The organism is Streptomyces sp. NPDC056948 (genome assembly GCF_042674225.1).
Classification (GTDB): domain Bacteria; phylum Actinomycetota; class Actinomycetes; order Streptomycetales; family Streptomycetaceae; genus Streptomyces; species Streptomyces purpurascens.
Map to the genome: position 1 here is coordinate 1 of NZ_JBHUQX010000001.1, position 20,761 is coordinate 20,761.

A 20,761-nucleotide genomic window follows, 5' to 3' on the forward strand; every position below is an offset into this window, starting at 1 on the left:
GGCCGCCCCTTGACTCGGCTCCCTCCAGCACGGGAGAGAAGCGAGCGAGCGGCCCGGAAAGGCGGGTGGCCAGGGCAATCGGGCCCTTCGGGCGACTCCATGGCCACTCGGCGATGCGGGACGCGCCGGCGGAGTGGCGGCACGCCGGGCGGGCTGCGGCCACCGGCGGTGGGTAGTGCGGCGAACGCCGGCCTGCCTGGCCCATGACCCGGTTCGCAGGGGCGCCGCCTGCCATTGGAGCGTTTGGGCATGCCCGCCTCCCTCCCAAGGGCACCTGACCTGGGCATCGCTCCTCACTGGCGACCCGAATGCTCCAATCGCCGTCCTCAAGCCGCCCCCGCCCCACCCGGCGTGCCCGAACACCCACGGCCGGTGGCCGCTAAGCCCGCGCGGCGTGCCGCCACCCCGCTGACGCGCCCCTCAACCCCGGGCAACCACACGACCCACCGAAGGGGCCGACGCCCCTGGCCACCCGTTCCTCCCCGGCCGCCCGCTCGCTTCTCTCCCGTGCTGGAGGGAGCCGAGTCAAGGGGCGGCCGAAGGTCGATCGCCGAAGGCGACGCGTAGCGCCCTTTACTCGGCTCGCGGAAGCACGACACTGACCAAGAAGCGGGCGGCCCCACCAGCACCTCGCAAACCCCCTGTCCGACAACGCACTTGACTGCACATCACTTTGCCGAACTCACAGCTCACCAACAGCCTCCCCTCCTAATCTGCCGTGTTCATGACAGACAAGAACTCGGGCACCAACTCATCGGCACGCACCCCCATCGGCCGCCGTACCGTGCTGCTCGCCACCGGCGCCACCGCCGCCACCCTGGCAGTCGGCGCGGCCGCAGCGAGGGACACCGCCACACCTGACGCGACGACCACCGCTCCCGTCGCCGCCACGGCCGTTTGCACCCTCACGAAGGAGATGACCGAAGGCCCGTACTACCTCGACGGACAGTTCGTCCGCTCGGACATCAGCGAGGACAAGACGGGCATCCCCCTGAACCTGACGCTCACGGTCGTGGACGACGACACCTGCGTCCCGCTCAAGAACGCCCTGGTCGAGATCTGGCACTCGGACGCGCTCGGCGAGTACTCCGGCTTCGTGGGCAACAACGGCCATGACGAGCCGGACAACGGCACGTTCCTGCGCGGCGGCGTCCTCACCGACTCGAACGGCGTCGCGAAGATCACCTCGGTCTACCCGGGCTGGTACCGGGGCCGCTGCGTGCACATCCACATCAAGGTCCACACGGACGTCACCCTGACCCCCGACGGCTCCTTCACCGGCGGCGAGGAACTCCACACCGGCCAGCTCTTCTTCAGCGAAACCATCACGACCAGGGTCGCGGCCCTCTCCCAGTACGCGATCAACACGGTCCCCCGAACCACCCTGGCCCAGGACTCCATCTACGACGAGGGAGGCGCAGCCTCAGGCCTCCTCACCCTCACACCCCTGGGCAGCACGACATCGTCGGGCTACGCGGGCACGCTGACGTTGGGCGTGGAACAGGGCTGACACCGAGCAGGCATCGCAGGGGCCGCTCGCCCAACGGGCGGCCCCTGTCGCAACGCCTTGAGTCGGATCAGGCGGTGATCGGGCGATGATCGGGCGGTGATCGAGTGCCGGGTCGCCGAGCCGCGTTCACCGATGGGCGGCCAGCACTGCCGCGAGGCCCTCTCGCAGATCTTTGACGAAATACCCGGGAACCTCCAGCGACGGGAAATGTCCCCCGTTTTCGGGCGACCCCCATCGGACGATTTGCCGGTACCGCTCCTGTGCCCAGGGGCGCGGACACTTCTCGACGTCGCGGGGATACATGGTGATTGCCGACGGGACGTCGACCCGAAGTTCGGGATCCAGCGAGTTGTGGCTTTCGTAGTAGATGCGGGCCGACGATGCGCCGCTCCGCGTCAGCCAGTACAGGGTGACGTTGTCAAGAACGCTGTCCCTGGAAATCGTCTCGAACGGGCTGTCCTCGGTGTCTGACCACTCGGCGAACTTGTCGAGGATCCAGGCGAGAAGCCCGACCGGTGAGTCGACGAGCGAGTAGCCGATGGTCTGCGGTCGGGTCGCCTGCTGCTTCGCGTATGCCGCGCGGTGGCGCCAGAAATCGCGGGTTTGCTCGGTCCACTTGCGCTCGACCGCCGTCAGCCCGTCCGTCGTCAACCCGGGCGGTCCCTCCGCGAACGTCGTGTGGATGCCGAGAACGTGCGCCGGGAACCTGCCGGCGAGAACCGTGGTGATGTTGCCTCCCCAGTCGCCGCCGTGGGCTGCGAACTCGCTGTAGCCGAGCCTGCCCATCAGTTCCACCCATGCGGCCGCGATCTTTTCGGTTCCCCACCCGGTGGTGGCCGGCTTGTCGCTGTAACCGAAGCCCGGGAGCGACGGGACCACGACGTGGAACGCCGGCGCGTCCGCATCTTTCGGATCTGCCAGCTCGTCCACTACGTCGATGAACCGCGCAATGCTGTCCGGCCAGCCGTGCGTCAAGATCAGAGGAGTGGCATCTGCGCGCGCGGATCGGCGGTGCAGGAAGTGGATTCCCAGATCATCAATGGTCGTGCGGAACTGGCCGATCCGGTTGAGGCGCTCTTCGAACGACCGCCAGTCGTACCCGGTGCGCCAGTAGTCCACGACCTCGACGAGGTCGGCGAGAGGAACGCCCTGCTCCCATCGGCGAGGGTCGGGCGCGGCGCGGTGGACCGTCTCGGCCTCCGGTAGTCGCGCCGCGGCCAGTCGCGCGCGCAGATCGTCGAGGTCGGCGTCCCTTGCATGGGCTTCAAATGCTTGCACGTCGCTGGTCGGACGGGGCATGAGACCTCCTGGCCATCGTGGAACCGGCTAAGACGGTTCTAGCAGGCCCCAGAGTCACGCCGCAACCGGCTAAGGTGGTTCCATGCGTGCTGGATTCCCTGACTTCCGCCTCGGCAGCGTGCTGGCGACCAGCTTCACGGGGACTCTGTCGGAGCGTCGCGGCAACGCCGTGGAGCGCATTCCCACGCCGCAGCGACTCATCGACTGGCTGGCGGTGAACGGCCTCGCCGTGGACTCCTGCACCACTGCCCAGCTCGACCTCGCCCGGGAACTGAGGGAGTCGATTCACGCCGCCGCGACAGCGGCCGCGATCCAGGACGCTCTCCCCGCGTCCGCTGTCCAGGTCATCAATGACCGCAGCGCTCAGGGTCGGGCCGCGGCGATCCTGACGCCCGAGGGCAAGCGGCGATGGCGGCTCGGCTCGGCTTCCTGCGTGGAAGATGCCCTCAGCGTGATCGCCGCCGACGCGATCAGCATCATCGCAGGCGAACGAGACGGAAAATTGGCCTTGTGCGGATCACCGACCTGCCGAGCCGCCTTCTTCGACACCAGCCAAAGCCGCACTCGCAAATGGTGCGACATGAACACGTGCGGGAATCGTCAGAAGAAAGCGCGCTTCAACGCCAACCAGCGAAGGAACCCCAGATCAGCGGAGTGATCGTTACCTCGGTAGATCCCGAATAGCTCGGTACATCCCGAATGGAGCGGCGAACTCACGTCCGTGGACGGAGAGCATTCTCAGGTCATCGGGCCCCGCCCGTCACCGCCGCCCCCCGAACTCCCAAGCCCACACCTCGACATCCGCATACCGCCCCTCCGCCAGGACCCCCCGCGCGGCGTCCGCATCCGAGGCCCTCACCAGCGCCGCCGTACCCACCCACACCTCACCGTCGTCCGACAGCAGCGGCCCGTACGCGATCAGGTCGTTCCGGGCCGCCGCGGAAGGTACTTCGAGGTCGGTGGCCTGGTCCGGGCCGACGCCGAGTACGAGGTAGCGGTTGCCGGCCGTCGGGCCGCCGGGGAAGTCCCACATGGTGCGGTCCAGCAGGTTGCGCCAGCGGCGGAGCAGTACGTCCCGGTACGCCCCGGCCTGGTAGTTGGGCTCGTCGAAGGCGAAGGCCCGGGCCGCGGCGGGATCGGGGAGGTCGACGATGTGGACGCTGCCGGTGGGCGTCTCGCCGTCATTCGCGAAGGTCGGGCCACGGGCGATCAACTCGGCCTCGTACTGGTCCATATAGGCCCAGTGCGCCTCCCCCAGTTCCTCACGCAGTCGCAGGGAGCCGACCCGATCACGGTGATAGCAGAAGAACTCCATGACCCCAGAACCTTCCATCTCGACCGCTGGCTACGCTCGTCTCTCCACCGATTCGTGACCGCAGGAGAACACACCGTGCGCAGCGTCGCCGTAACGCCCGAGGGCGATCACATCCGCTGGGTCGAGCTGCCGGGGCAGGAGCCGCCACGCGTCTACGTGCACGGGCTGGGCGCCACATCGCCCGCCTACTTCACGGAGGTCGCGGTCGATCCCCGGCTGGCCGGACGCCGCTCGCTGTTGATCGACCTGCTGGGGCACGGCATCAGCGACCGGCCGACCACCTTCGACTACACCCTGGAATCACACGCCGACGCCCTCGCCGCCGCCCTGACCCAGGCCGGCGTCGAGGGCGCGGAGCTGATCGCGCACAGCATGGGCGGCTCCGTGGCCATCGTCCTGGCCGCCCGCCACCCCCGCCTGGTCTCCCGGCTGGTCCTGATCGACGCCAACCTCGATCCCATCCGGCGTGCGCCCGGGTCATCCGGCAGCAGCGGTATCGCCTTCTACACCGAGGAGGAGTTCGCGCGGGGCGGGGGCTGGGAGGAGGTCCGCGACCGGGTCGGTGCGCACTGGTGGTCCACCATGCGGCTGGCCGGCCGGGAGGCCCTGCACCGCAGCGCGTTGCATCTCATCCGCGGTTCCGTCCCCACCATGCGGGAACTCCTGCTCGATCTGAGGATCCCGCGCGCCTTCCTGCTCCCCGAGGCCGACGGTCCGCTCCCGGGCGCGGACGCCCTCACCGAGTCGGGGGTGTCCGTCGTCGCGATTCCCGACTGCGGCCACAACATCATGCTGGACAACCCGGAGGCCTTCGTGAAAGCCACCGCGGCGGCGCTCGCAGAGCGCTGAAAAAGCAGGAGAGGGTCGGTGGTCGAGCGCGGCCCACCCCCGCGGGCGGGCCGCCCCCGTTCAGCCCGTCAGAACTACGGGCACTCCTTCCACGCCAGGTGGTACACCGTGCTGATGTCCCCGTCCGTGGAGTCCATCGTCATGAAGCTGACCTTGTCGGCCGACTGGGTGCCGGCGTTGACCCGGAGTTCGGTGTTGATGTTGAAGTTGCGCTGGACTCCGCAGGGTGCGTAGACCAGTTGGGCCCAGTCCGTCTCGTCGGTGGCCTGCCAGTTGTCGTTGAGGGGGCCGCTGAAGGGGTGGTTCTTGTACACCGTGCTGGGCGAGCCCTGGAAGTAGTACGAGGCTCTCTGGGACGCGCTCGCGCCGCGCTGGAGGGCGGCGAAGCCTCGGTAGTCCGCGCTCGCGATGGCGTAGGTGAAGCCGCCGGGGACGTGGACCTTCAGGTTGAGCTGGCAGTTCCTGCGGAACGCGGTCGGGTCGGAGTTCCCGCCTGCCTGGGCGAGGTAGTCGCTGTAGGTCACCGTGAAGGCGGTGTTGTCCTCGGAGACGGCGACCGCTGCCGTGCCCTGCGGACAGCCGGAGCCGTTCACCGTGGCGACCTGGATGATGATCTTGTCCGGGGGCGGGTCGTCGAACCCGGAGGACGGGGATGTTGCGGGGAGTGCGCTGGTGAGGAGCGCGGCTACCGCGCCGCTCAGGAGCAGGCCACCGGCCATGGTTCTCCCATCGGTTCGTGGGGGGTGGATCATGAAGTGGGCATGCGCATGTCAAGATCAGAGCAGGCGACCGCGCATGCACCCCCGGCCTGTGACCATTCCATGAAGGAGCTGTGAAGGTCGGGAGCGGTCGCATCGTACGCAGGGCCGGAGAGGTCGGCCAGGTCGCACTCCGGCCATTCACAGTGGCGGGATTTCGCACCGGGCGTCGGCGGACGCATAAGGTGCGGTACCAGTGCGTCAGACCGAGGCCACCCCGAGGACGCGATGAGGATCACCCAGGGACTCGCCCACCGGACCACCCGCGGACGCGGCCCGTCAGGGGTTCTCCCAGGCCGCCGGTTCCGCCGCCAGCCGCTCCACCTGCTCGGGCAGCGCGCCGGCCGCGAGGTCGGCGACCGTCACGCCCTCCAGGATCCTGCGCACATTGGCCCGCAGGGCGATCCACAGCGGCAGCAGCGGCTCGGCGGTGCCGCTGTAGGCGAGGCCGGTCGGCCGCTCGCCGCGCACCGAGACGATCGGTCCGTCCACGGCACGGATCACGTCGGCGACCGTGATCTCCGAGGCCTCCCGGGCCAGCCGGTAGCCGCCGCCCCCGCCCCGCCGGCTGTCGACGACACCCCCACGCCGCAGATCGCCGAGGATCCCCTCCAGGAACTTGTGGGGGATGTCCTGCGCGGTGGCGACGGCCTCCGCCTTGACGGGCCCTTCTTCCTGCCGGGCGGCCAGCTCCACGACCGCTCGTACCGCGTAGTCCGCACGTGCCGAGATCCTCATAGGACCATTGTCGCGGTCGGCCTGTGGACAATGACGCACAGCACCGCACAGGCACCACGTAAGCACCACGCACACGCAAGCACCACGCACGGCACGGCAGCACAACAGGAGGCGCTCCCTTGGAGCTCAGCAGGCGTACCTTCCACGCTCTCGCCGGCACGGCGGCGCTCGGCTTCGCGCTGACCGGCAGCGGGTCGCCGACCTCCGCCCATACGGCACGGACCGCGCCCACCGGCCCGCCGCCGCCGGTGCCGAGCGCGGACGGCAAGCGGCACCGGATCGGCTTCGACCGGTACTCGCTGCTGGTCGACGACCGCCGCCTGGTGCTCTGGTCGGGCGAGATGCACCCCTTCCGGCTGCCGAGCCCGTCCCTGTGGCGGGACGTGCTGGAGAAGATGCGTGCCCATGGCTACAACGCCGTCAGCGTGTACGTCGCATGGAACTGCCATTCCGCCGCTCCCGGCCGGTACGACTTCACCGGGGTGCGCGATCTGGACCTGTTCCTGCGGACGGCCGCCGAGACCGGCCTCTACGTGATCCTGCGGCCCGGCCCGTACATCAACGCGGAGGTCGACGCCGGCGGCTTCCCCGGCTGGCTGACCGCCACCGAGGGCACGGCCCGGACCTCCGATCCGACGTATCTGAAGTATGTCGACGAGTGGCTGACCGCGGTCAACGCCATCGTCGCGAAGCGCCTGTTCACCCGGGGTACGGGCACGGTCCTGCTGTACCAGATCGAGAACGAGTACGACGCGCACGTCGACGAGCCGGCCGGGCGCGCCTACATGTCGTACCTGTACGAGAAGGTCCGCGCCGACGGCATCGACGTACCGCTGTTCCACAACGACAAGGGCCGCAACGGCCACTGGGCGCCCGGGTCGTTCGGCACCGGCGGTGAGAAGGGGCGCTGGCTGTACGGGTTCGACGGGTATCCGGAGCCGGAGCAGGTGCCGCCCGACTGGGGGCACTTCGGCTCCGGCGGGGCGAAGGGCGGGGCCACGGCCAGTCCGCGCACGCCCGGGTTCGTGCCCGAGTTCGGCGGGGGCTGGTTCGACCCGTGGGGCGGGTCCTGGTTCGGCGGGAAGGGGTACGCCGAGTCGCGCCGGACCCGGGACGCGGCGTACGAGCGGCGCTTCTACCTGACCAACCTCGCCAACGGCATCACGCTGCACAACGTCTACATGACGTTCGGCGGTACCTCCTGGGGCTGGCTGCCCGCGCCGGCCGTCTACACGTCGTACGACTACGGCGCTGCCTTCGACGAGGCCCGCAACGCCACCCCCAAGCTCGCCTCGATGCACCAGATCGGGCAGTCGGTGCGCCACCTGCCCGACCTCGCCAAGCTGAACCGGGCGAAGGCCGTGCGCGCCACCGACAAGCGGATCAAGGTCTATCCCCTGACCAATCCCGACACCGGCGCCCACTTCTACGTCCTGCGCAACGACTCCGCCGAGGCGGTCTCGGTGACGCTGCCGGACGCCGGGATCGACGTGCCGGTCATGGTCCCGGCGCGGGACGCCAAGCTGATCGCCGCCGATCTGAAGCTCGGGAAGCGGACGCTGGTGCACGCCACCGTGCAGCCGATGCTGAGCCTGACCGCCGGACGGCTGGACATCGCCGTGTTCGCGGGCCGGCGGGGCGACCTCGCGCAGGTCGTGCTGGAATGCCCCGACGAGCCGACACCCATGCGGCTGGACGCGGAGCCCGCATGGTCCTGGAACCTCAACAAGCTGAACATCACCGCTCCGCTCGGCGCCGGCGGGCTGAGCCGGGTGCGGGTCGAGGGCGACGGCGTGGACACGCCGATGCTGGTGCTGTTCGCCGACGACGCGACCGCCCTGCGGCTGTGGCCGTACGAGACACCCTCCGGCGCGCTCCTCGTCTACGGCCCCGCCCTGCTGCGGTCGGCGACCCTGCGCGGCTCCACGGCCCACCTCACCGGCGACACGACCGGCACGACCGGCCTCGAGGTGTGGGGGCCGCGCGGGATCACCCACGTCACCTGGAACGGGCGCCCGGTGCCCGTCCGGATCAGCGCCTCCGGCAGCCTGCTGGCACTGCGGCCGCTCCCCGGCGTGACGCGGCCGACCCTGCCCGCACTCGACGACTGGCGGCGGCGGACCGAGAACCCGGAAGCCGAGCCCGGATTCGACGACTCCGGCTGGACCGCGGCCGACAAGACGACCTCCTTCAGCACGACGCCCGTCCCCGACGGGCAGCCCGTCCTGTTCGCCGACGACTACGGCTTCCACTACGGCGACGTCTGGTACCGGGGCGAGTGGAACGACGAGAACGGCATCGAGTCCGTCTCCCTCGCCTACAGCACGGGCACGCAGGGCCTGCTCATGGCCTGGCTGGACGGCGAGCCGCTGGGCACCCACCGGATGCCCGTACCGGACAAGAGCCGGGCCCGGCAGGGGACGTGGACGGCGAAAGCCACCTTCGCCCTGCCGGAGAAGCTGCGGGAGGGGTTCCGTGAGGCGCGGGACGGAGAGCGCGACCGGCATGTGCTGTCCGTGCTCGTCCGGCCCATGCCGCACGACATGGACGGCAAGGCGCTCGACACGCACAAGGCGGCGCGCGGCCTGACCGCCGTCACCTTCGAGGGCGCCTCCCCCGAGGTGAAGTGGCGTGTCCAGGGCGCGTCCACGCCCGACCCCGTGCGTGGCCCGATGAACAACGGCGGGCTGCACGGGGAGCGCGAGGGCTGGCATCTGCCCGAGCATGAGGACGAGGACTGGAAGGACGCCGAGCTGCCCCGGGCCGACCGGCGGCAGGGCGTCACCTGGTACCGGACGGACTTCCGGCTGGACGTCGACCCGGGTGTCGACGCCTCGATCGGGCTCGTCCTCGACGACGACCCGGGCCGGGCCTACCGCGTTCAGCTCTTCCTCAACGGCTGGAACATGGGCCAGTACATCAACGACGTAGGGCCGCAGCACACCTTTGTGCTGCCGAACGGGATCCTCCGCACACGTGGGGCCAACACACTGGCGCTGGCGGTGCTGTCGGACGGCAGCACACCTTCGGGCCCCAAGGATGTACGGCTGACCCTGCTGGGCGCGGCGGCGGGAGGAGTGCCGGTCAAGCCCGTGTGACCGGAGCGACCGGCGTGACCGGATCGAGCCGTTCTCGTGCATTGCCTTCTGCGGCACGCTGGTTCACCGTTTGGCCTTTCAAGGGCTTTCGACCGGGAGGGGAACCTCGTGCGAAGACGGCGTTTCATCAGCGGATTAGTCGGTGCCGGGGTGGGTCTCGGACTCGCCCCGGCCGCGATCGCCCGGGACACCGGCGCACCTCATGCGTGGCAGGCCGTGCCGACACCGGCGGGCACAGCGGCCGCCCAGTTGCGGGATGTCGCCGCCGCCCGGGACGGCCTGGCGTGGGCCGTGGGCGAGGAGGGCCGCGGCGGAAGCACGCTCGGCTCGCCGCTGGCCCTCGTGTGGGACGGCACGGCATGGGCGCGGACCGGCCTCGGCCACCTGGGCTTCCGCGGCTACCTGCACTCCGTGGCCGGTACGTGCGCCGGCTCGGCGTGGGCGATCGGCACCGACACGGCCGGGGTCACGCATCTGCTCGCGTGGGACGGAGGAACCTGGCGGGAGAGCGACTTCCCCGGCCGGGGCCAGTCCGGCACCTCCCTCACCGGTGTCGCGGTCGACCCGGGTGGCGGAGCCTGGTTCTCCGGGCGTACCTCGGACGGCCAAGTGCTCCTGCACCGGGACGGTGGCACCTGGACCTGGCTGCCCGCGCCCCCGAGCGCGACCGCAGCCACGCCTTCGGGTGTCCAGCTCACCCAGGCCGGTGACGTGTGGTTGTACGGCGTCGGGATCGTCGCCCGCTGGGACGGCTCCGCCTGGAGCGAACTGCCCGCCTACCAGGGCATCCGCGCGAGCATCACCGGGCTGCTGCCGGTGGCGGACGACGACCTGTGGCTCGTCGGGTACGACTACGGCGTCGGCGGCCCGGTCGGCAAACCCCCGGGGGTGCTTCTCCTGCACGGGGACGGCAGCACCTGGGAGAGCGTCACCAAGCCGTTCGGCGTCGGCATGCTCAACGGGATCGTCGCCGACGCGCAGGGACAGCCGGACCGTATCGCCGGGTGGGACTTCTGGGACCAGACCCGGGCCCACTACCTGCGCTGGGACGGCACGGCCTGGGTGAGTGAACGGGGGCCGGTGGCCACGACCCCCGTCGTCATGAACGCCCTTGCCTCCGTGCCGGGTTCAGCGGGCGGCTACTGGGCGGTCGGCACGACGTCGACCTCGGCGTCCTCGGCCGCCCAGCTCCGGATCGAACGCTGATCCGCCCGTCCGGTCGTCACGCCAGCCGGATCACGTTCCACGACAGCGGCTCCAGGACGGTGCTCAGCGTGCCGTCCTGGAGAGCCGTGCCCTCGACCGCGTGCGGGGTGACCCGCTCGGGGTCGTCGAGGGTGTTGCGGGCGTCGGGGTCGGCGTCCGCGAGGGCGCTGTGCTCGACGACCGACGACAGGCCGAGCCCGCTCAGGGCGACCTCGAGCGGCAGCGCCTCGGTGCGGCTGCGGTTGACGGCGAACACGGTGACCGTGCCGTCCTCGGCGCGTACGGCGGTGGCGTGCAGCAGGTCGGCCTCGCCGTACTTCTTCGTCTCGTACGTCGGTGAGTCGACGCGGACGTCGAGGACCTGGCCGCGGCCGTACCGGCTCGCCTGCGCGAACGGGAAGAACGTGGTCTGCCGCCAGGCCGGGCCGCCCGGCTCGGTCATGATCGGCGCGATGACGTTGACGAGCTGGGCGAGGCAGGCGACCGTGACGCGGTCGGCGTGCCGGAGCAGGCCGATGAGGAGCGAGCCGAAGACGACCGCGTCCATGACGCTGTAGTTGTCCTCCAGGAGGCGGGGGGCCTCCGCCCAGTCCCGCGCGCCGGAGTTCTCGATCTCGTGCCACTCCGAGATGTACCAGACGTTCCACTCGTCGAAGGAGAGGTTGATCTTCTTCTCGGACTTCAGCCTGGCGCCCACGTGATCGCAGGTGGCGACCACGTTCTCGATGAAGGACTCCATGTCGACGGCGGAGGCCAGGAAGGAGTCGACGTCGCCGTCCTCGGGCTGGTAGTAGGCGTGCAGGGAGATGTGGTCGACGAGGTCGTACGTCTCCTCCAGGACCGTCGCCTCCCACGCGGCGAAGGTCGGCATGGACTGGCTGGAGGAGCCGCAGGCGACGAGTTCGACGCCCGGGTCGATCTGGCGCATCGCGCGGGCGGTCTCGGCGGCGATCCGGCCGTACTCCTGGGCGGTCTTGTGGCCGGTCTGCCAGGGGCCGTCCATCTCGTTGCCCAGGCACCACAGCTTGATGCCGAAGGGGTCCTTGTCGCCGTGCGCGGCACGGAGGTCGGACAGGGCCGTGCCGGCCGGGTGGTTGGCGTACTCCTGGAGTTCGAGGGCCTCGGCGACGCCCCGGGTGCCGAGGTTGAGGGCCATCATGGGCTCGGCCTGCGGGCCGACCTTCTTCAGGAAGGCGATGTACTCGGAGAGGCCGAAGCGGTTCGTCTCGGTGGAGCGCCAGGCGAGGTCGAGGCGGCGGGGGCGTTCCTCGGCGGGGCCGACCGAGTCCTCCCACTTGTAGCCGGAGACGAAGTTGCCGCCGGGGTAGCGGATGGTGGTGACGCCGAGTTCCTTGACGAGGTCCAGGACGTCCTGGCGGAGGCCGGCTTCGTCGGCTGTGGGGTGGTCGGGTTCGAAGATGCCGGTGTAGACGCAGCGGCCGAGGTGTTCCACGAAGCTGCCGAAGAGGCGGGGGTTTACTTCGCCGATGGTGAAGGCGGGGTTGAGGGTGAAGCGGGCGGTTTGCATGCTTGCCTTTCGAGGTTCAGTTTCGTCTGCGGCTATGTCGTGGCTGGTCGCGCCCACGCGGCGGAGCCGCAAATTAAGCACAGCCCCGCGCCCCTGAAGGGGCGCTTATCTACTGGCCTGCCAAGCCTGTATGTGCGACGCCCGCCACTATCTGCCTCTGGAAGAAGACGAAGACGATGATCAGGGGCAGGCCCGCCATCAGGCCGCCGGCCATGAGTTGGGCCCATTGGATGCCGTAGGAGTTCATGACGGTCGCGATGCCGTTCGGCATGGTCATCAGGTCGGGGTTGTTGGTCACCATGTACGGCCAGAGGAAGTTGTTCCACGAGGCGATGAAGGTGAAGATGCCGACCGCCGCGAGGGACGGGCGGGAGAGCGGGAGGACGATGGTGAAGAAGACCCGCCAGCGGCCCGCGCCGTCGATGAACGCGGCCTCCTCCAGTTCGCGCGGGATGCCCTGGAAGAACTTGTAGAGGATGTAGACCATCGCGGCGGGGGCGCACTGCGGCAGGATCATGCCCCAGTAGGTGTCCACCATGCCCATCTGCTGGACGGTGGTGAACAGCGGCACGCCGAGGACCGCCGGGGAGATCATCAGGCCCGCCATGACCAGGCCCATCAGGGCCTTCTTGCCGCGGAACTCGGTGCGGGCGAAGCCGTATCCGGCGAGTGCGCTCACCAGCAGGACGACGGACGTCACGCAGACCGAGACGACCAGGGAGTTCACGAACCAGTTGGTGATGTTGCCGGTCTCGAAGAGGGCCTTCCAGGCCTGGCCCGTCCAGTCTCTCGGGAGCCAGTGCGGGGGGACCTCCACCGCCTCGGTCTCCGACTTGAGCGAGGTGAACAGGCCCCAGGCGAAGGGGGCCAGGAAGACGGCGGAGACGGCGGTGCCGAGGAGGGTGAGCACGATCTGGCTGGGCGTCCACGGCTTGCGGGGGTGCGCGGCTGTGCTCATCGGGCGGCCTCCTCACGGTTGCGCAGCAGCCACATCCGGGCGAGGGCGACGGCCGCGATGATCACGAAGAAGATGACGGAGATCGCGGAGGCGTAGCCCACGCGGTAGCTGGTGAAGCCCTCTTCGAGGGTGTACTGGACGAAGGTGCGCGTCGATCCCTCGGGCCCGGGGAGGAAGTCCATCATCACGACGGCCTGGTCGAAGACCTGGAGCGAGGCCAGGATCTGCAGGGCGATGACGAGCCCGGTGATGTTGCGCAGCATCGGCAGGGTGATGTGGACCATGCGGTGCCAGGCGTTCGCGCCGTCCAGTTTGGCGGCCTCGTAGAGGTGGCCGGGGATGCCCTGGAGTGCGGCGAGGTAGAGCAGGAAGCTGAAGCCGACCGTCCACCACAGGGTCTGGATGACGATGGCGAGCATCGCGTAGGACTTGTCGGTCAGCCAGGGCGTCTCGATGCCGAAGACGTGGTTGATCATTCCGGTGCCGGGGTTGAACAGCCACTGCCACAGGTTGGCCGCGACGGTGGAGGGCAGCAGGAACGGGGCGAAGAAGCACAGGCGCCACAGCCACTTGCCGCGTTCGATGTGGTGGGCGAGCATCGCGAGGAGGAAGGCGAGGACCGTGATGCAGGGGACGACCAGGAGCGTGAAGTACGCGCTGTGGCCGAGGGAGTCCCACATCAGCGGGTCGTTCAGGGCCTCTCGGTAGTTGTCGAGGCCGATGAAGCTCGCGCCTTCGCCGGAGATGTTGGCGTCCGTGAAGCTGAGGTAGACGCCGCGCAGCAGCGGCCAGATCACGAACAGGGCGAAGAGCACCAGGAACGGGGCGACGAACCAGCCGCCGTGCTGGAAGCCCTGGCCGCGCCGGAGGCGGGCGCTGGCGGCGGCGGTCTTCACGCGTGCGGGTGCGGCGATGCTCTGGGCGCTGGTCGCCGTCATGCGGCCGCACCTCCCTCTGCGGCGGTGTGGCCGTCCATGGGGTTCTTCATGGCGAGCAGTCGGGTGAGCGCGCTGTTCATCCGGCGGGCGGCGGTCTCCGGCTCGGCGGAGCCCACCGTGGCGGAGACGACGATCGGGCCGACGCGCTGGGCGAGGATGCCGGTGGAGCCCGCGAACCACACCTTCGGTTCGGTGGCCTGGTGGTCCATGGCCGACACGTACTCGCTCTGCGGGTTCAGCTCCTTGTACGCGGCCGTGGACAGGGTGGGCGTGTAGGCGGGGATGTGGCCGCCGGCCGCCCACTGCCGGGCGTGCCGGACGACGTAGGCGGCGAGGCGGTGGGCGGCCTCGTTGGTGGGGCCGCCGCGGTCGGACTGGTGCGGCAGGACGAAGGCGTGCGACTCGGCGTGGGTGGCCTGCTTGCCGAAGACGGGCGGCAGCGGGGTCGCGCCGTAGTCGAGCTTCGCTCCGGAGTACACCGGGACCGACCAGTTGCCCTCCCAGGCGAAGGGCGCGCCGTTGATGAACTGTTCGGCGCCGACGGAGCCCATGCCCGGATCGGCGTATCCGTCGGCGGTGTGGCGGCGCAGGAACTCCAGGACCTGGGTGGCCTTGTCGGTGTCGAAGGTGACCTCGGTGTCGGCGGCGTTGAACCAGGTGCCGCCGAGCTGGGTGTAGAAGGCGACGAAGAACCACCACTGGAAGTTCTGGTCGTTGGCCCACAGTCCGATGGTCTGGAGGCCCTTCTTGGTGGCCTTCCTGGCCTCCTTGAGGACGTCGAACCACTCGTCGGGGGAGGTGACCGGCACGATCCGGCCGTCGTCGCCGAGCAGCCCCGCCTTCTTCAGCACGTCCTTGCGGTAGAAGCAGAGCTGGACGTGGATGTCGAGCGGGAGGGCGTAGAGCTTGCCGTCGATGACGGCGCGCTTCCACAGCGCGGGGTTGAAGTCCTCCTCCCGTACGCCGTACTGGGCGAGCAGTCCGACGTCCCAGGGGTCCAGGAAGCGGCCGGGCGAGAAGCCGGTGACCCGGCCCAGGTGCATGACGCCGAGGTCGGGTGCGCGGTTGCCCGCGGCGGCCATGGCGAGCTTGGTGTAGAAGGGGCTGCCCCACTGGAGCGTGGAGTCCTTCACGGCGATGTCCGGGTTGGCCTTACGGAAGGCGTCCAGCATGGCGATCATGTTGGAGCCGTCGCCGCCGCTGAAGAGGTTCCAGTACCGGACGCGGGTGTTCGCGTCGGAGGCGAGTGCGTCGGCTCCGGTGCCGAGTGCGGCGAAGCCGAAGCTGCCCGCGGCGAAGAGTCCTCCCAGCCCGCCCAGTAGCTGCCTGCGATTCAGGCCAGGTCGTCCCATTCCCTGTCCTTACTGTCGGTGTCCGGCGTTCGGCATGTGCTCGGCGTGCGTGTTCGGCGTGTTCGGCGTGTTCGGTATTTCGAAAGATGCTCGTTACTTCGAACGGGACCGTAAAATCGAAGCGCTTGCGCGTCAATGGCCCGGCCGGACTCTGGACACGACGTTCCGCGCAAGAACGGTCGTTCTCCGTTGAACTACGGGCGCCGGATCGCATGACGTGAACACTTTCGGGCGCGTAGTCTCGGACCGCTGCCAAGCCGTCGGCCGGCGGTGAGAAGGGGGAGCGATGGACATCGCGGGCGCGCGGATGAGGGCGGCCCGAGTCACTGCCGCGTTCAGGCGCTCGCGACGTGGCTCCGCCATGCGCGGTCTGGCCGCCGGGCTCGTCGCCGGGGTCCGGGCGAGAGAGCAGTCCCCCACCGACGTACGGTCGTTGTGCCGGGCGCTGTGCGAGGAGATGAGCGAGCGGCGCGGAGGGCGTCCCGTCGAGCTGCGTTTCGAGCGCTTTCCCGACGAGATCGAAGTGACCGGGCTGTGGGTCGAGTTCCAGGACTTCGACCTCGTCATCGTCGAGGAGCGGGCCGAGGCCGTGCAGCAACTGGTCATCCTCGGGCATGAGCTGTGGCATCTGCACGCGGGGCACGGACATCACCATGTCGCGGGTACGGCGGCCGTCCGGGCCATGGACCGCGAGCCCGGCTGGACATCCGCGGCACTGGCCGTGGCCGCCCGCGACGGTTCGCGCGAGCGGGACGAGGCGGAGGCCGACGAGTTCGGGCACCGGCTGGCCACGGCCTTCCGCACCTTCGCGAGCGGTTCCGTCGCGGACGGTTCCTTCGCGAGCGGTTCCTTCGCGGGCGGGCCGGGCGCGGACGCCGCCCTCGATCCGGTGCGGCGGTCGATGGGCTACCGGGGACGCGGAGGCAGCGCGCGATGACGTACGCCCGGGACGTCCTCGACGGCTTCTCCGTCTCCTTCTGGCTGCCGATCGGGGCGCTGACCATCGCCCTGGTCATCAAGCTGCCCAGCCTGGTGAAGATGTGGCGGGACCCCATGCTGCGCGCGGTCGGCGGGCTGCTGCTGTTCGCCTGTGCCGTGTTCGTCTTCGCGTCCCCGGCCGTCATCGGCTGGACCAACCGCGTCACCGGCGTGCCGAACATCGCGGCGCCGCTGGTGTACTCGCTGCTCACCGCGCTGTGCGCGTCCTGGCTGCTGCTGATCGTCGCCTGGCGCAACGGCCTGTCCGACCGCTCGGCCTCGACGCGCCGCGCCGCCCGGTGGGTCGTCTTCGCCTACGCGGGTGTGGTCGTCGCCCTGTGGGTGCTCTTCTGGCTCGCCGACGTCCCCGTGGAACGCCGCCAGGACCTGGACACGTACTACGCCACCACGCCCTTCATGCGCGAGGAGATCCTGCTCTATCTCCTCGCGCACACCGTGGCCTGCTCGATCACGGCCCGGCTGATCTGGAACTGGGTCCGCACCGACGGCCTCGACGCCTGGCTGCGCTGGGGCCTGAGGTTCCTCGGCGTCGGCTACGCGACGAACCTGCTCTTCGACGCCGCCAAACTCACCGCCGTCATCGCCCGGTTGACCGGCAACGATCTGGACTGGCTGAGCACCTACCTGGCCCCCTCGGCCGCCTGTCTGTCGGCCACCATGGTCGCCACCGGCTTCATCATTCCGCACGGCGGCCAGTACCTGCACGAACGGTGGCGCATCCGGCTCGCCCACTGGCAGCTACGCCCCCTCTACCTGCTGCTGCGCAACGTCAACGGGGGCGGCGCCCCCTTCGCCCCGCGCGCCACCGGCGAACTGCGCCTGATCCGCCGCGAGACGTACATCCGCGACGTGCTCCTCCAGCTCTCCCGGCACCTCGACGAGGAGCTGCGGGAACGGTCGTACGACGCGGCCCTGGGGCTCGACTTCGAGCCCGGCCGGGCGAAGGCGCTGGCCGCCGCCGTCACGATCCTGGACGCCGTCGCCGCCCGGGAAGGGGCCCCGCGGAGCGACAGCGCCGCCTCCCCCTCCGGCCCCGACACCACCTACCTGCTGCGGGAGATCCAGGCCGTGTCCCGAGCCCTGCGTCACCGCGACCACATCGAGGCGGTACGCTCGCGCGCGGCCGCCCCCGGGAGAGAGAACGCCCGCGCATGACTGACAGCTCCACCCCCGCCAGAACCGCCGTCGTCCTGGGGGGATCCCACTCCGGCATGCTCGCGGCACGCACGCTGGCCGATGTCGCCGACCGGGTCGTCGTCGTGGAGCGCGACGCGCTGCCCGCCGCTCCCGGACCCCGCAAGGGACTGCCGCAGGCACGGCACGCCCACATGCTCTGGTCGGGCGGGGTGCGGGCCATGGAGGAACTGCTGCCCGGGATCACCGGGGCGCTCCGGGAGGCCGGGTCGAACCGGCGGCCGGTCACGACGGACATCGTCGCCCTGGGCACCCGGGGCTGGTTCCGGCGCTGGCCCGAGTCCCACCATGTGATCCTGGCCGGCCGGGACCTGCTGGACGCGACGGTCCGCGCGCGGGTCCTGGCCGACGAGCGGATCGAGGTCGTCGAGCGCGCGGAGGCGGTGGGCCTGACCGGCACGGACGCCGCGGTCACGGGCGTGCGGATCCGGCCCCACGACGGCCCCGAGCGGACCCTCGAGGCGGACCTGGTCGTCGACGCCTCGGGGCGCGGCTCCCAGGCCGCCCAGTGGCTGGCCGCCCTCGGCCTGCCCCTGGCGGAGCGGCGTGAGGTCGACGCGGGTCTGGCGTACGCCAGCCGCCTCTACCTGGCCCCCGCCGCGGCCCGCGACGGCTTCCCGGTCGTCAACGTCCAGCCCGACCGGCGGGACGGCGGGCCCGGCCGGGCGGGCTTCCTGCTGCCCATCGAGGAGGGCCGGTGGATCGTCACCCTGTGCGGCACGCGCGGCGGCCGGCCGTCCCGGGAGAACGGCGACTTCGTCCGCTTCGCCCGTGAGGACCTGCGGCACCCGCTGATCGGCGACCTGCTCGAACAGGCCGAGCCACTGTCCGACGTGTCCTTCACCCGCACCACCGTCAACCGCCGGCACTTCTACGAGCGGATGCCGGCGTGGCCGGAGAACTTCGCCGTGCTCGGTGACGCGCTCGCCGCGTTCAACCCGGTCTACGGGCACGGCCTTGCGGTCGCCGCGCAGAGTGCCCTGCTGCTGCGGGACACGGTACGGCGGCACGGCTGGGCCGCGCCCGGGCTGTCCCGGCGGATCCAGAAGGCCGCCTCCCGCCCGGTCGGCGCGGCCTGGGACCTGGCCATCGGCCAGGACGTCTTCTACCCGGGCGCGACGGAGCAGGGCCCCACCCTCCGGGACCGGCTCGTGACCGCGTACGTGGACCGGCTGATGTACACGGCGACGGGCAACGGGCGTATCGCACGCCGGGTGACCGACGTGACGTCGCTGGAGCGGGGGGCGGGGGTGCTGCTGACTCCGTCGGTATGGGCGGCGGCGGTGGTGGGGCCGCTCAAGCCGTCGTTGAGTGGCCCGCCGTTGACGGCCGCGGAGCGGAAAGCGGCCGGGCTGGAGCCCTAGCCGGCGAACGCGGGCTGTGCCACGCCCTTGCCCGCCCCCGGCACCACGAACACCGACCCCGCCAGTGCGGGCGGCTCCGTCAGTCCCACGCGAGCCGTCGTGATGTACAGGTCGCTCAGCCCGGCCCCGCCGAACGCGCACGCCGTCACCAACGGCACCGGCAGCTCGATCACCCGGTCCAGCTCACCGTCCGGCGTGTACCGGCGTACTGCCGAGCCCTGCCACAGCGCCACCCACACACAACCGTCGGCGTCGACCGTCAGCCCGTCGGGAAAGCCCGCGCCGTCCTCGATCTCGGCGAGGGTCCGGCGGCCGGACACCCGCCCGTCCGCGTAGTCGAAGACGTCGACCCGCCGGGTCGGGGAGTCGATGTAGTACAGGAGCCGCCCGTCGGGGCTCCACCCCGTGCCGTTGCTGACGGCCACGTCGTCCAGGACGACGTCGACCGTGCCGTCACCGCCGACGCGGGACAGCGTGCCGCCGCCCGGTGCCTCGTCGTAGCGCATGGTGCCGGCCCAGAGCGTGCCGTCGGGCGCCACGGCGGCGTCGTTGGCGCGACGGCCGGGCACGGGCTCGTGGTGCAGCCAGCGGAACCCGCCGTCGGGGCCACCCTCGGGACCGAGGAGGCCGATCCCGTCGCGCAGGTTCAGCACCAGCCCGCCGCCGGCGCGCGGCTTGACCGCGCCCACGTGCTGTTCGGTGCGGCGGACCGTGCGGCGGCCGGTGGCCGGGTCGTAGGTGTGCACCCGGGAGCCGAGGATGTCGATCCAGATCAGACGGCCGGCCGCCGCGTCCCAGGTCGGGCCCTCGCCGAGCTCGGCCTCGGCCCGTACGGCGACCTCGTACGGCTTCGTCGTCATGCCACGCTCCGGTGGCCGAGGTGCTCGGACAGCTCGGCGGCGCCCTTCGCGGCGAGCTGCTCCAGCTCGGTGCGGCGCTCCTCGCTCCAGCGGATCATGGGCACGGAGATCGACAGGGCGGCGACGACCTGGCCGGTGCGGTCGCGGACCGGCGCGGCCACGCAGCTCACGTCCGGGTTGGACTCGCGGCTCTCCACGGCGAGGCCCCGCTCACGGATCTCGGTCAGGGCCTCGCGCAGGGCGGCCGGGTCGGTGATGCTGTTGGGGGTCATCGCGACCAGCGCCGCGTTGTCGGGGATCCGCGTGGCGAGCTCCTGATCGGGAAGGGAGGCCAGCAGCATCTTGCCGACGGAGGTGCAGTGGGCGGGCAGCCGGCGGCCGGCCGCCGACACCATCCGCACGGCGTGCGTGGAGTCGACCTTGGCGATGTAGATGACGTCCGTGTCCTCGAGGATCGCCACGTGTACCGTCTCGTCGCAGGTCTCGGCGACGGACCGGGCGACGAGCTGCCCCTCGGCGGCGAGGTCGAGCTGCTCGGCGTAACGTGCGCCGAGCTGGTACGGCCGTACGCCGAGCCGGTAGCGTCCCGGCTGGCCGGGCACCTGCACGATGTACTTCCGGGCGGCGAGCGTGGTCACCAGCTCGTGCACGGTGGTACGCGGCAGCTGCAGCTTGCGCACGATGTCGGGGGCGGACAGCGTCCCGTCCCCGTCGAGGAAGAGCTCGAGAATGTCGAGAGCCCGGGTCACGGCTGGTACGAGTCGTCCCACGACCGGCCCCTCCCTATGTGTCTCA

18 protein-coding genes are annotated in these 20,761 nt (G+C 70.6%); 8 read left to right on the top strand and 10 right to left on the bottom strand.

Features of this window, described 5'->3' with window-relative positions:
• Positions 1 to 724: 724 nt before the first annotated feature.
• Entirely contained in the window at positions 725 to 1,510 is a 786-nt protein-coding gene (locus ACFTZL_RS00005) for an intradiol ring-cleavage dioxygenase (protein WP_382576179.1), read from the top strand.
• A 126-nt stretch (positions 1,511 to 1,636) separates the two neighbouring features.
• On the opposite strand, the gene ACFTZL_RS00010 is transcribed toward ACFTZL_RS00005, so the two are convergent.
• Positions 1,637 to 2,809, bottom strand: a complete 1,173-nt coding sequence (locus tag ACFTZL_RS00010; RefSeq protein WP_382576182.1) for an epoxide hydrolase family protein — start codon at positions 2,807 to 2,809, stop codon at positions 1,637 to 1,639.
• 82 nt (positions 2,810 to 2,891) lie between these two features.
• On the opposite strand from ACFTZL_RS00010, the gene ACFTZL_RS00015 reads away from it, so the two are divergent.
• Positions 2,892 to 3,467, top strand: a complete 576-nt coding sequence (locus ACFTZL_RS00015; protein WP_382576184.1) for a CGNR zinc finger domain-containing protein — start codon at positions 2,892 to 2,894, stop codon at positions 3,465 to 3,467.
• A gap of 102 nt (positions 3,468 to 3,569) precedes the next feature.
• Here the strand turns inward: ACFTZL_RS00015 and ACFTZL_RS00020 are convergent, their stop codons facing one another.
• Positions 3,570 to 4,124, bottom strand: a complete 555-nt coding sequence (locus ACFTZL_RS00020) for a YciI family protein (RefSeq protein ID WP_382576186.1) — start codon at positions 4,122 to 4,124, stop codon at positions 3,570 to 3,572.
• 75 nt (positions 4,125 to 4,199) lie between these two features.
• Here ACFTZL_RS00020 and ACFTZL_RS00025 point away from each other — a divergent pair, with 75 nt between their 5' ends.
• The gene (locus tag ACFTZL_RS00025; RefSeq protein ID WP_382576189.1) at positions 4,200 to 4,973 is read left to right on the top strand and encodes an alpha/beta fold hydrolase; all 774 of its coding nucleotides are present in this window, start codon (positions 4,200 to 4,202) and stop codon (positions 4,971 to 4,973) included.
• A gap of 74 nt (positions 4,974 to 5,047) precedes the next feature.
• On the opposite strand, the gene ACFTZL_RS00030 is transcribed toward ACFTZL_RS00025, so the two are convergent.
• Positions 5,048 to 5,692, bottom strand: coding sequence for a DUF4360 domain-containing protein (locus ACFTZL_RS00030; protein WP_382576192.1), 645 nt, complete (start codon positions 5,690 to 5,692; stop codon positions 5,048 to 5,050).
• A 318-nt stretch (positions 5,693 to 6,010) separates the two neighbouring features.
• Positions 6,011 to 6,469, bottom strand: coding sequence for an Rrf2 family transcriptional regulator (locus ACFTZL_RS00035; protein ID WP_184592257.1), 459 nt, complete (start codon positions 6,467 to 6,469; stop codon positions 6,011 to 6,013).
• Positions 6,470 to 6,588: 119 nt separating this feature from the next.
• On the opposite strand from ACFTZL_RS00035, the gene ACFTZL_RS00040 reads away from it, so the two are divergent.
• Positions 6,589 to 9,567, top strand: a complete 2,979-nt coding sequence (locus ACFTZL_RS00040; protein ID WP_382576194.1) for a beta-galactosidase — start codon at positions 6,589 to 6,591, stop codon at positions 9,565 to 9,567.
• A 150-nt stretch (positions 9,568 to 9,717) separates the two neighbouring features.
• On the top strand, positions 9,718 to 10,773 hold the full coding sequence (locus tag ACFTZL_RS00045; RefSeq protein ID WP_382576196.1) for a hypothetical protein: 1,056 nt from the start codon (positions 9,718 to 9,720) through the stop codon (positions 10,771 to 10,773).
• Positions 10,774 to 10,789: 16 nt separating this feature from the next.
• On the opposite strand, the gene ACFTZL_RS00050 is transcribed toward ACFTZL_RS00045, so the two are convergent.
• The 4 genes from ACFTZL_RS00050 to ACFTZL_RS00065 all read right to left on the bottom strand — a co-directional run bounded on the left by ACFTZL_RS00050 (position 10,790) and on the right by ACFTZL_RS00065 (position 15,549).
• Complete coding sequence (locus ACFTZL_RS00050; protein WP_382576198.1) at positions 10,790 to 12,301, bottom strand: alpha-N-arabinofuranosidase; 1,512 nt, start codon at positions 12,299 to 12,301, stop codon at positions 10,790 to 10,792.
• Positions 12,302 to 12,410: 109 nt separating this feature from the next.
• On the bottom strand, positions 12,411 to 13,259 hold the full coding sequence (locus ACFTZL_RS00055) for a carbohydrate ABC transporter permease (protein ID WP_382576201.1): 849 nt from the start codon (positions 13,257 to 13,259) through the stop codon (positions 12,411 to 12,413).
• Positions 13,256 to 14,197: a carbohydrate ABC transporter permease gene (locus tag ACFTZL_RS00060; RefSeq protein ID WP_382576203.1), complete on the bottom strand. Its 942-nt coding sequence runs from the start codon at positions 14,195 to 14,197 to the stop codon at positions 13,256 to 13,258. The genes ACFTZL_RS00055 and ACFTZL_RS00060 overlap by 4 nt, the downstream gene beginning before the upstream one ends.
• Entirely contained in the window at positions 14,194 to 15,549 is a 1,356-nt protein-coding gene (locus tag ACFTZL_RS00065; RefSeq protein ID WP_382576206.1) for an extracellular solute-binding protein, read from the bottom strand. The genes ACFTZL_RS00060 and ACFTZL_RS00065 overlap by 4 nt, the downstream gene beginning before the upstream one ends.
• A 286-nt stretch (positions 15,550 to 15,835) precedes the next feature.
• Here ACFTZL_RS00065 and ACFTZL_RS00070 point away from each other — a divergent pair, with 286 nt between their 5' ends.
• From ACFTZL_RS00070 to ACFTZL_RS00080, 3 genes are read left to right on the top strand one after another with little or no spacing between them, the layout of a single operon-like run.
• A complete protein-coding gene (locus tag ACFTZL_RS00070; protein ID WP_382576209.1) occupies positions 15,836 to 16,486 on the top strand; it encodes a toxin-antitoxin system, toxin component family protein in 651 nt (216 codons plus the stop codon).
• Complete coding sequence (locus ACFTZL_RS00075) at positions 16,483 to 17,703, top strand: MAB_1171c family putative transporter (RefSeq protein WP_382576211.1); 1,221 nt, start codon at positions 16,483 to 16,485, stop codon at positions 17,701 to 17,703. The genes ACFTZL_RS00070 and ACFTZL_RS00075 overlap by 4 nt, the downstream gene beginning before the upstream one ends.
• Positions 17,700 to 19,106 carry an NAD(P)/FAD-dependent oxidoreductase gene (locus tag ACFTZL_RS00080; RefSeq protein ID WP_382576214.1) on the top strand — a complete coding sequence of 469 codons (1,407 nt, stop codon included), beginning with the start codon at positions 17,700 to 17,702 and terminating at the stop codon, positions 19,104 to 19,106. Before ACFTZL_RS00075 ends, ACFTZL_RS00080 begins: the two co-directional genes overlap by 4 nt.
• On the opposite strand, the gene ACFTZL_RS00085 is transcribed toward ACFTZL_RS00080, so the two are convergent.
• Positions 19,103 to 19,966 (bottom strand): SMP-30/gluconolactonase/LRE family protein, encoded by an 864-nt coding sequence (locus ACFTZL_RS00085; protein WP_382576216.1) that lies wholly within the window; start codon positions 19,964 to 19,966, stop codon positions 19,103 to 19,105. The genes ACFTZL_RS00080 and ACFTZL_RS00085 overlap by 4 nt on opposite strands.
• On the bottom strand, positions 19,963 to 20,736 hold the full coding sequence (locus ACFTZL_RS00090; RefSeq protein ID WP_382576219.1) for an IclR family transcriptional regulator: 774 nt from the start codon (positions 20,734 to 20,736) through the stop codon (positions 19,963 to 19,965). Before ACFTZL_RS00090 ends, ACFTZL_RS00085 begins: the two co-directional genes overlap by 4 nt.
• Positions 20,737 to 20,761 lie beyond the last annotated feature (25 nt).

Bases quoted from the DNA above. Each gene is read 5' to 3' on its own strand.
- ACFTZL_RS00070 (WP_382576209.1), top strand. From the start codon at position 15,836: ATGGACATCGCGGGCGCGCGGATGAGGGCGGCCCGAGTCACTGCCGCG.
- ACFTZL_RS00060 (WP_382576203.1), bottom strand. From the start codon at position 14,197: ATGACGGCGACCAGCGCCCAGAGCATCGCCGCACCCGCACGCGTGAAG.
- ACFTZL_RS00010 (WP_382576182.1), bottom strand. From the start codon at position 2,809: ATGCCCCGTCCGACCAGCGACGTGCAAGCATTTGAAGCCCATGCAAGG.
- ACFTZL_RS00015 (WP_382576184.1), top strand. From the start codon at position 2,892: ATGCGTGCTGGATTCCCTGACTTCCGCCTCGGCAGCGTGCTGGCGACC.
- ACFTZL_RS00030 (WP_382576192.1), bottom strand. From the start codon at position 5,692: ATGGCCGGTGGCCTGCTCCTGAGCGGCGCGGTAGCCGCGCTCCTCACC.
- ACFTZL_RS00035 (WP_184592257.1), bottom strand. From the start codon at position 6,469: ATGAGGATCTCGGCACGTGCGGACTACGCGGTACGAGCGGTCGTGGAG.
- ACFTZL_RS00080 (WP_382576214.1), top strand. From the start codon at position 17,700: ATGACTGACAGCTCCACCCCCGCCAGAACCGCCGTCGTCCTGGGGGGA.
- ACFTZL_RS00020 (WP_382576186.1), bottom strand. From the start codon at position 4,124: ATGGAGTTCTTCTGCTATCACCGTGATCGGGTCGGCTCCCTGCGACTG.
- ACFTZL_RS00050 (WP_382576198.1), bottom strand. From the start codon at position 12,301: ATGCAAACCGCCCGCTTCACCCTCAACCCCGCCTTCACCATCGGCGAA.
- ACFTZL_RS00075 (WP_382576211.1), top strand. From the start codon at position 16,483: ATGACGTACGCCCGGGACGTCCTCGACGGCTTCTCCGTCTCCTTCTGG.
- ACFTZL_RS00085 (WP_382576216.1), bottom strand. From the start codon at position 19,966: ATGACGACGAAGCCGTACGAGGTCGCCGTACGGGCCGAGGCCGAGCTC.
- ACFTZL_RS00005 (WP_382576179.1), top strand. From the start codon at position 725: ATGACAGACAAGAACTCGGGCACCAACTCATCGGCACGCACCCCCATC.
- ACFTZL_RS00065 (WP_382576206.1), bottom strand. From the start codon at position 15,549: ATGGGACGACCTGGCCTGAATCGCAGGCAGCTACTGGGCGGGCTGGGA.
- ACFTZL_RS00055 (WP_382576201.1), bottom strand. From the start codon at position 13,259: ATGAGCACAGCCGCGCACCCCCGCAAGCCGTGGACGCCCAGCCAGATC.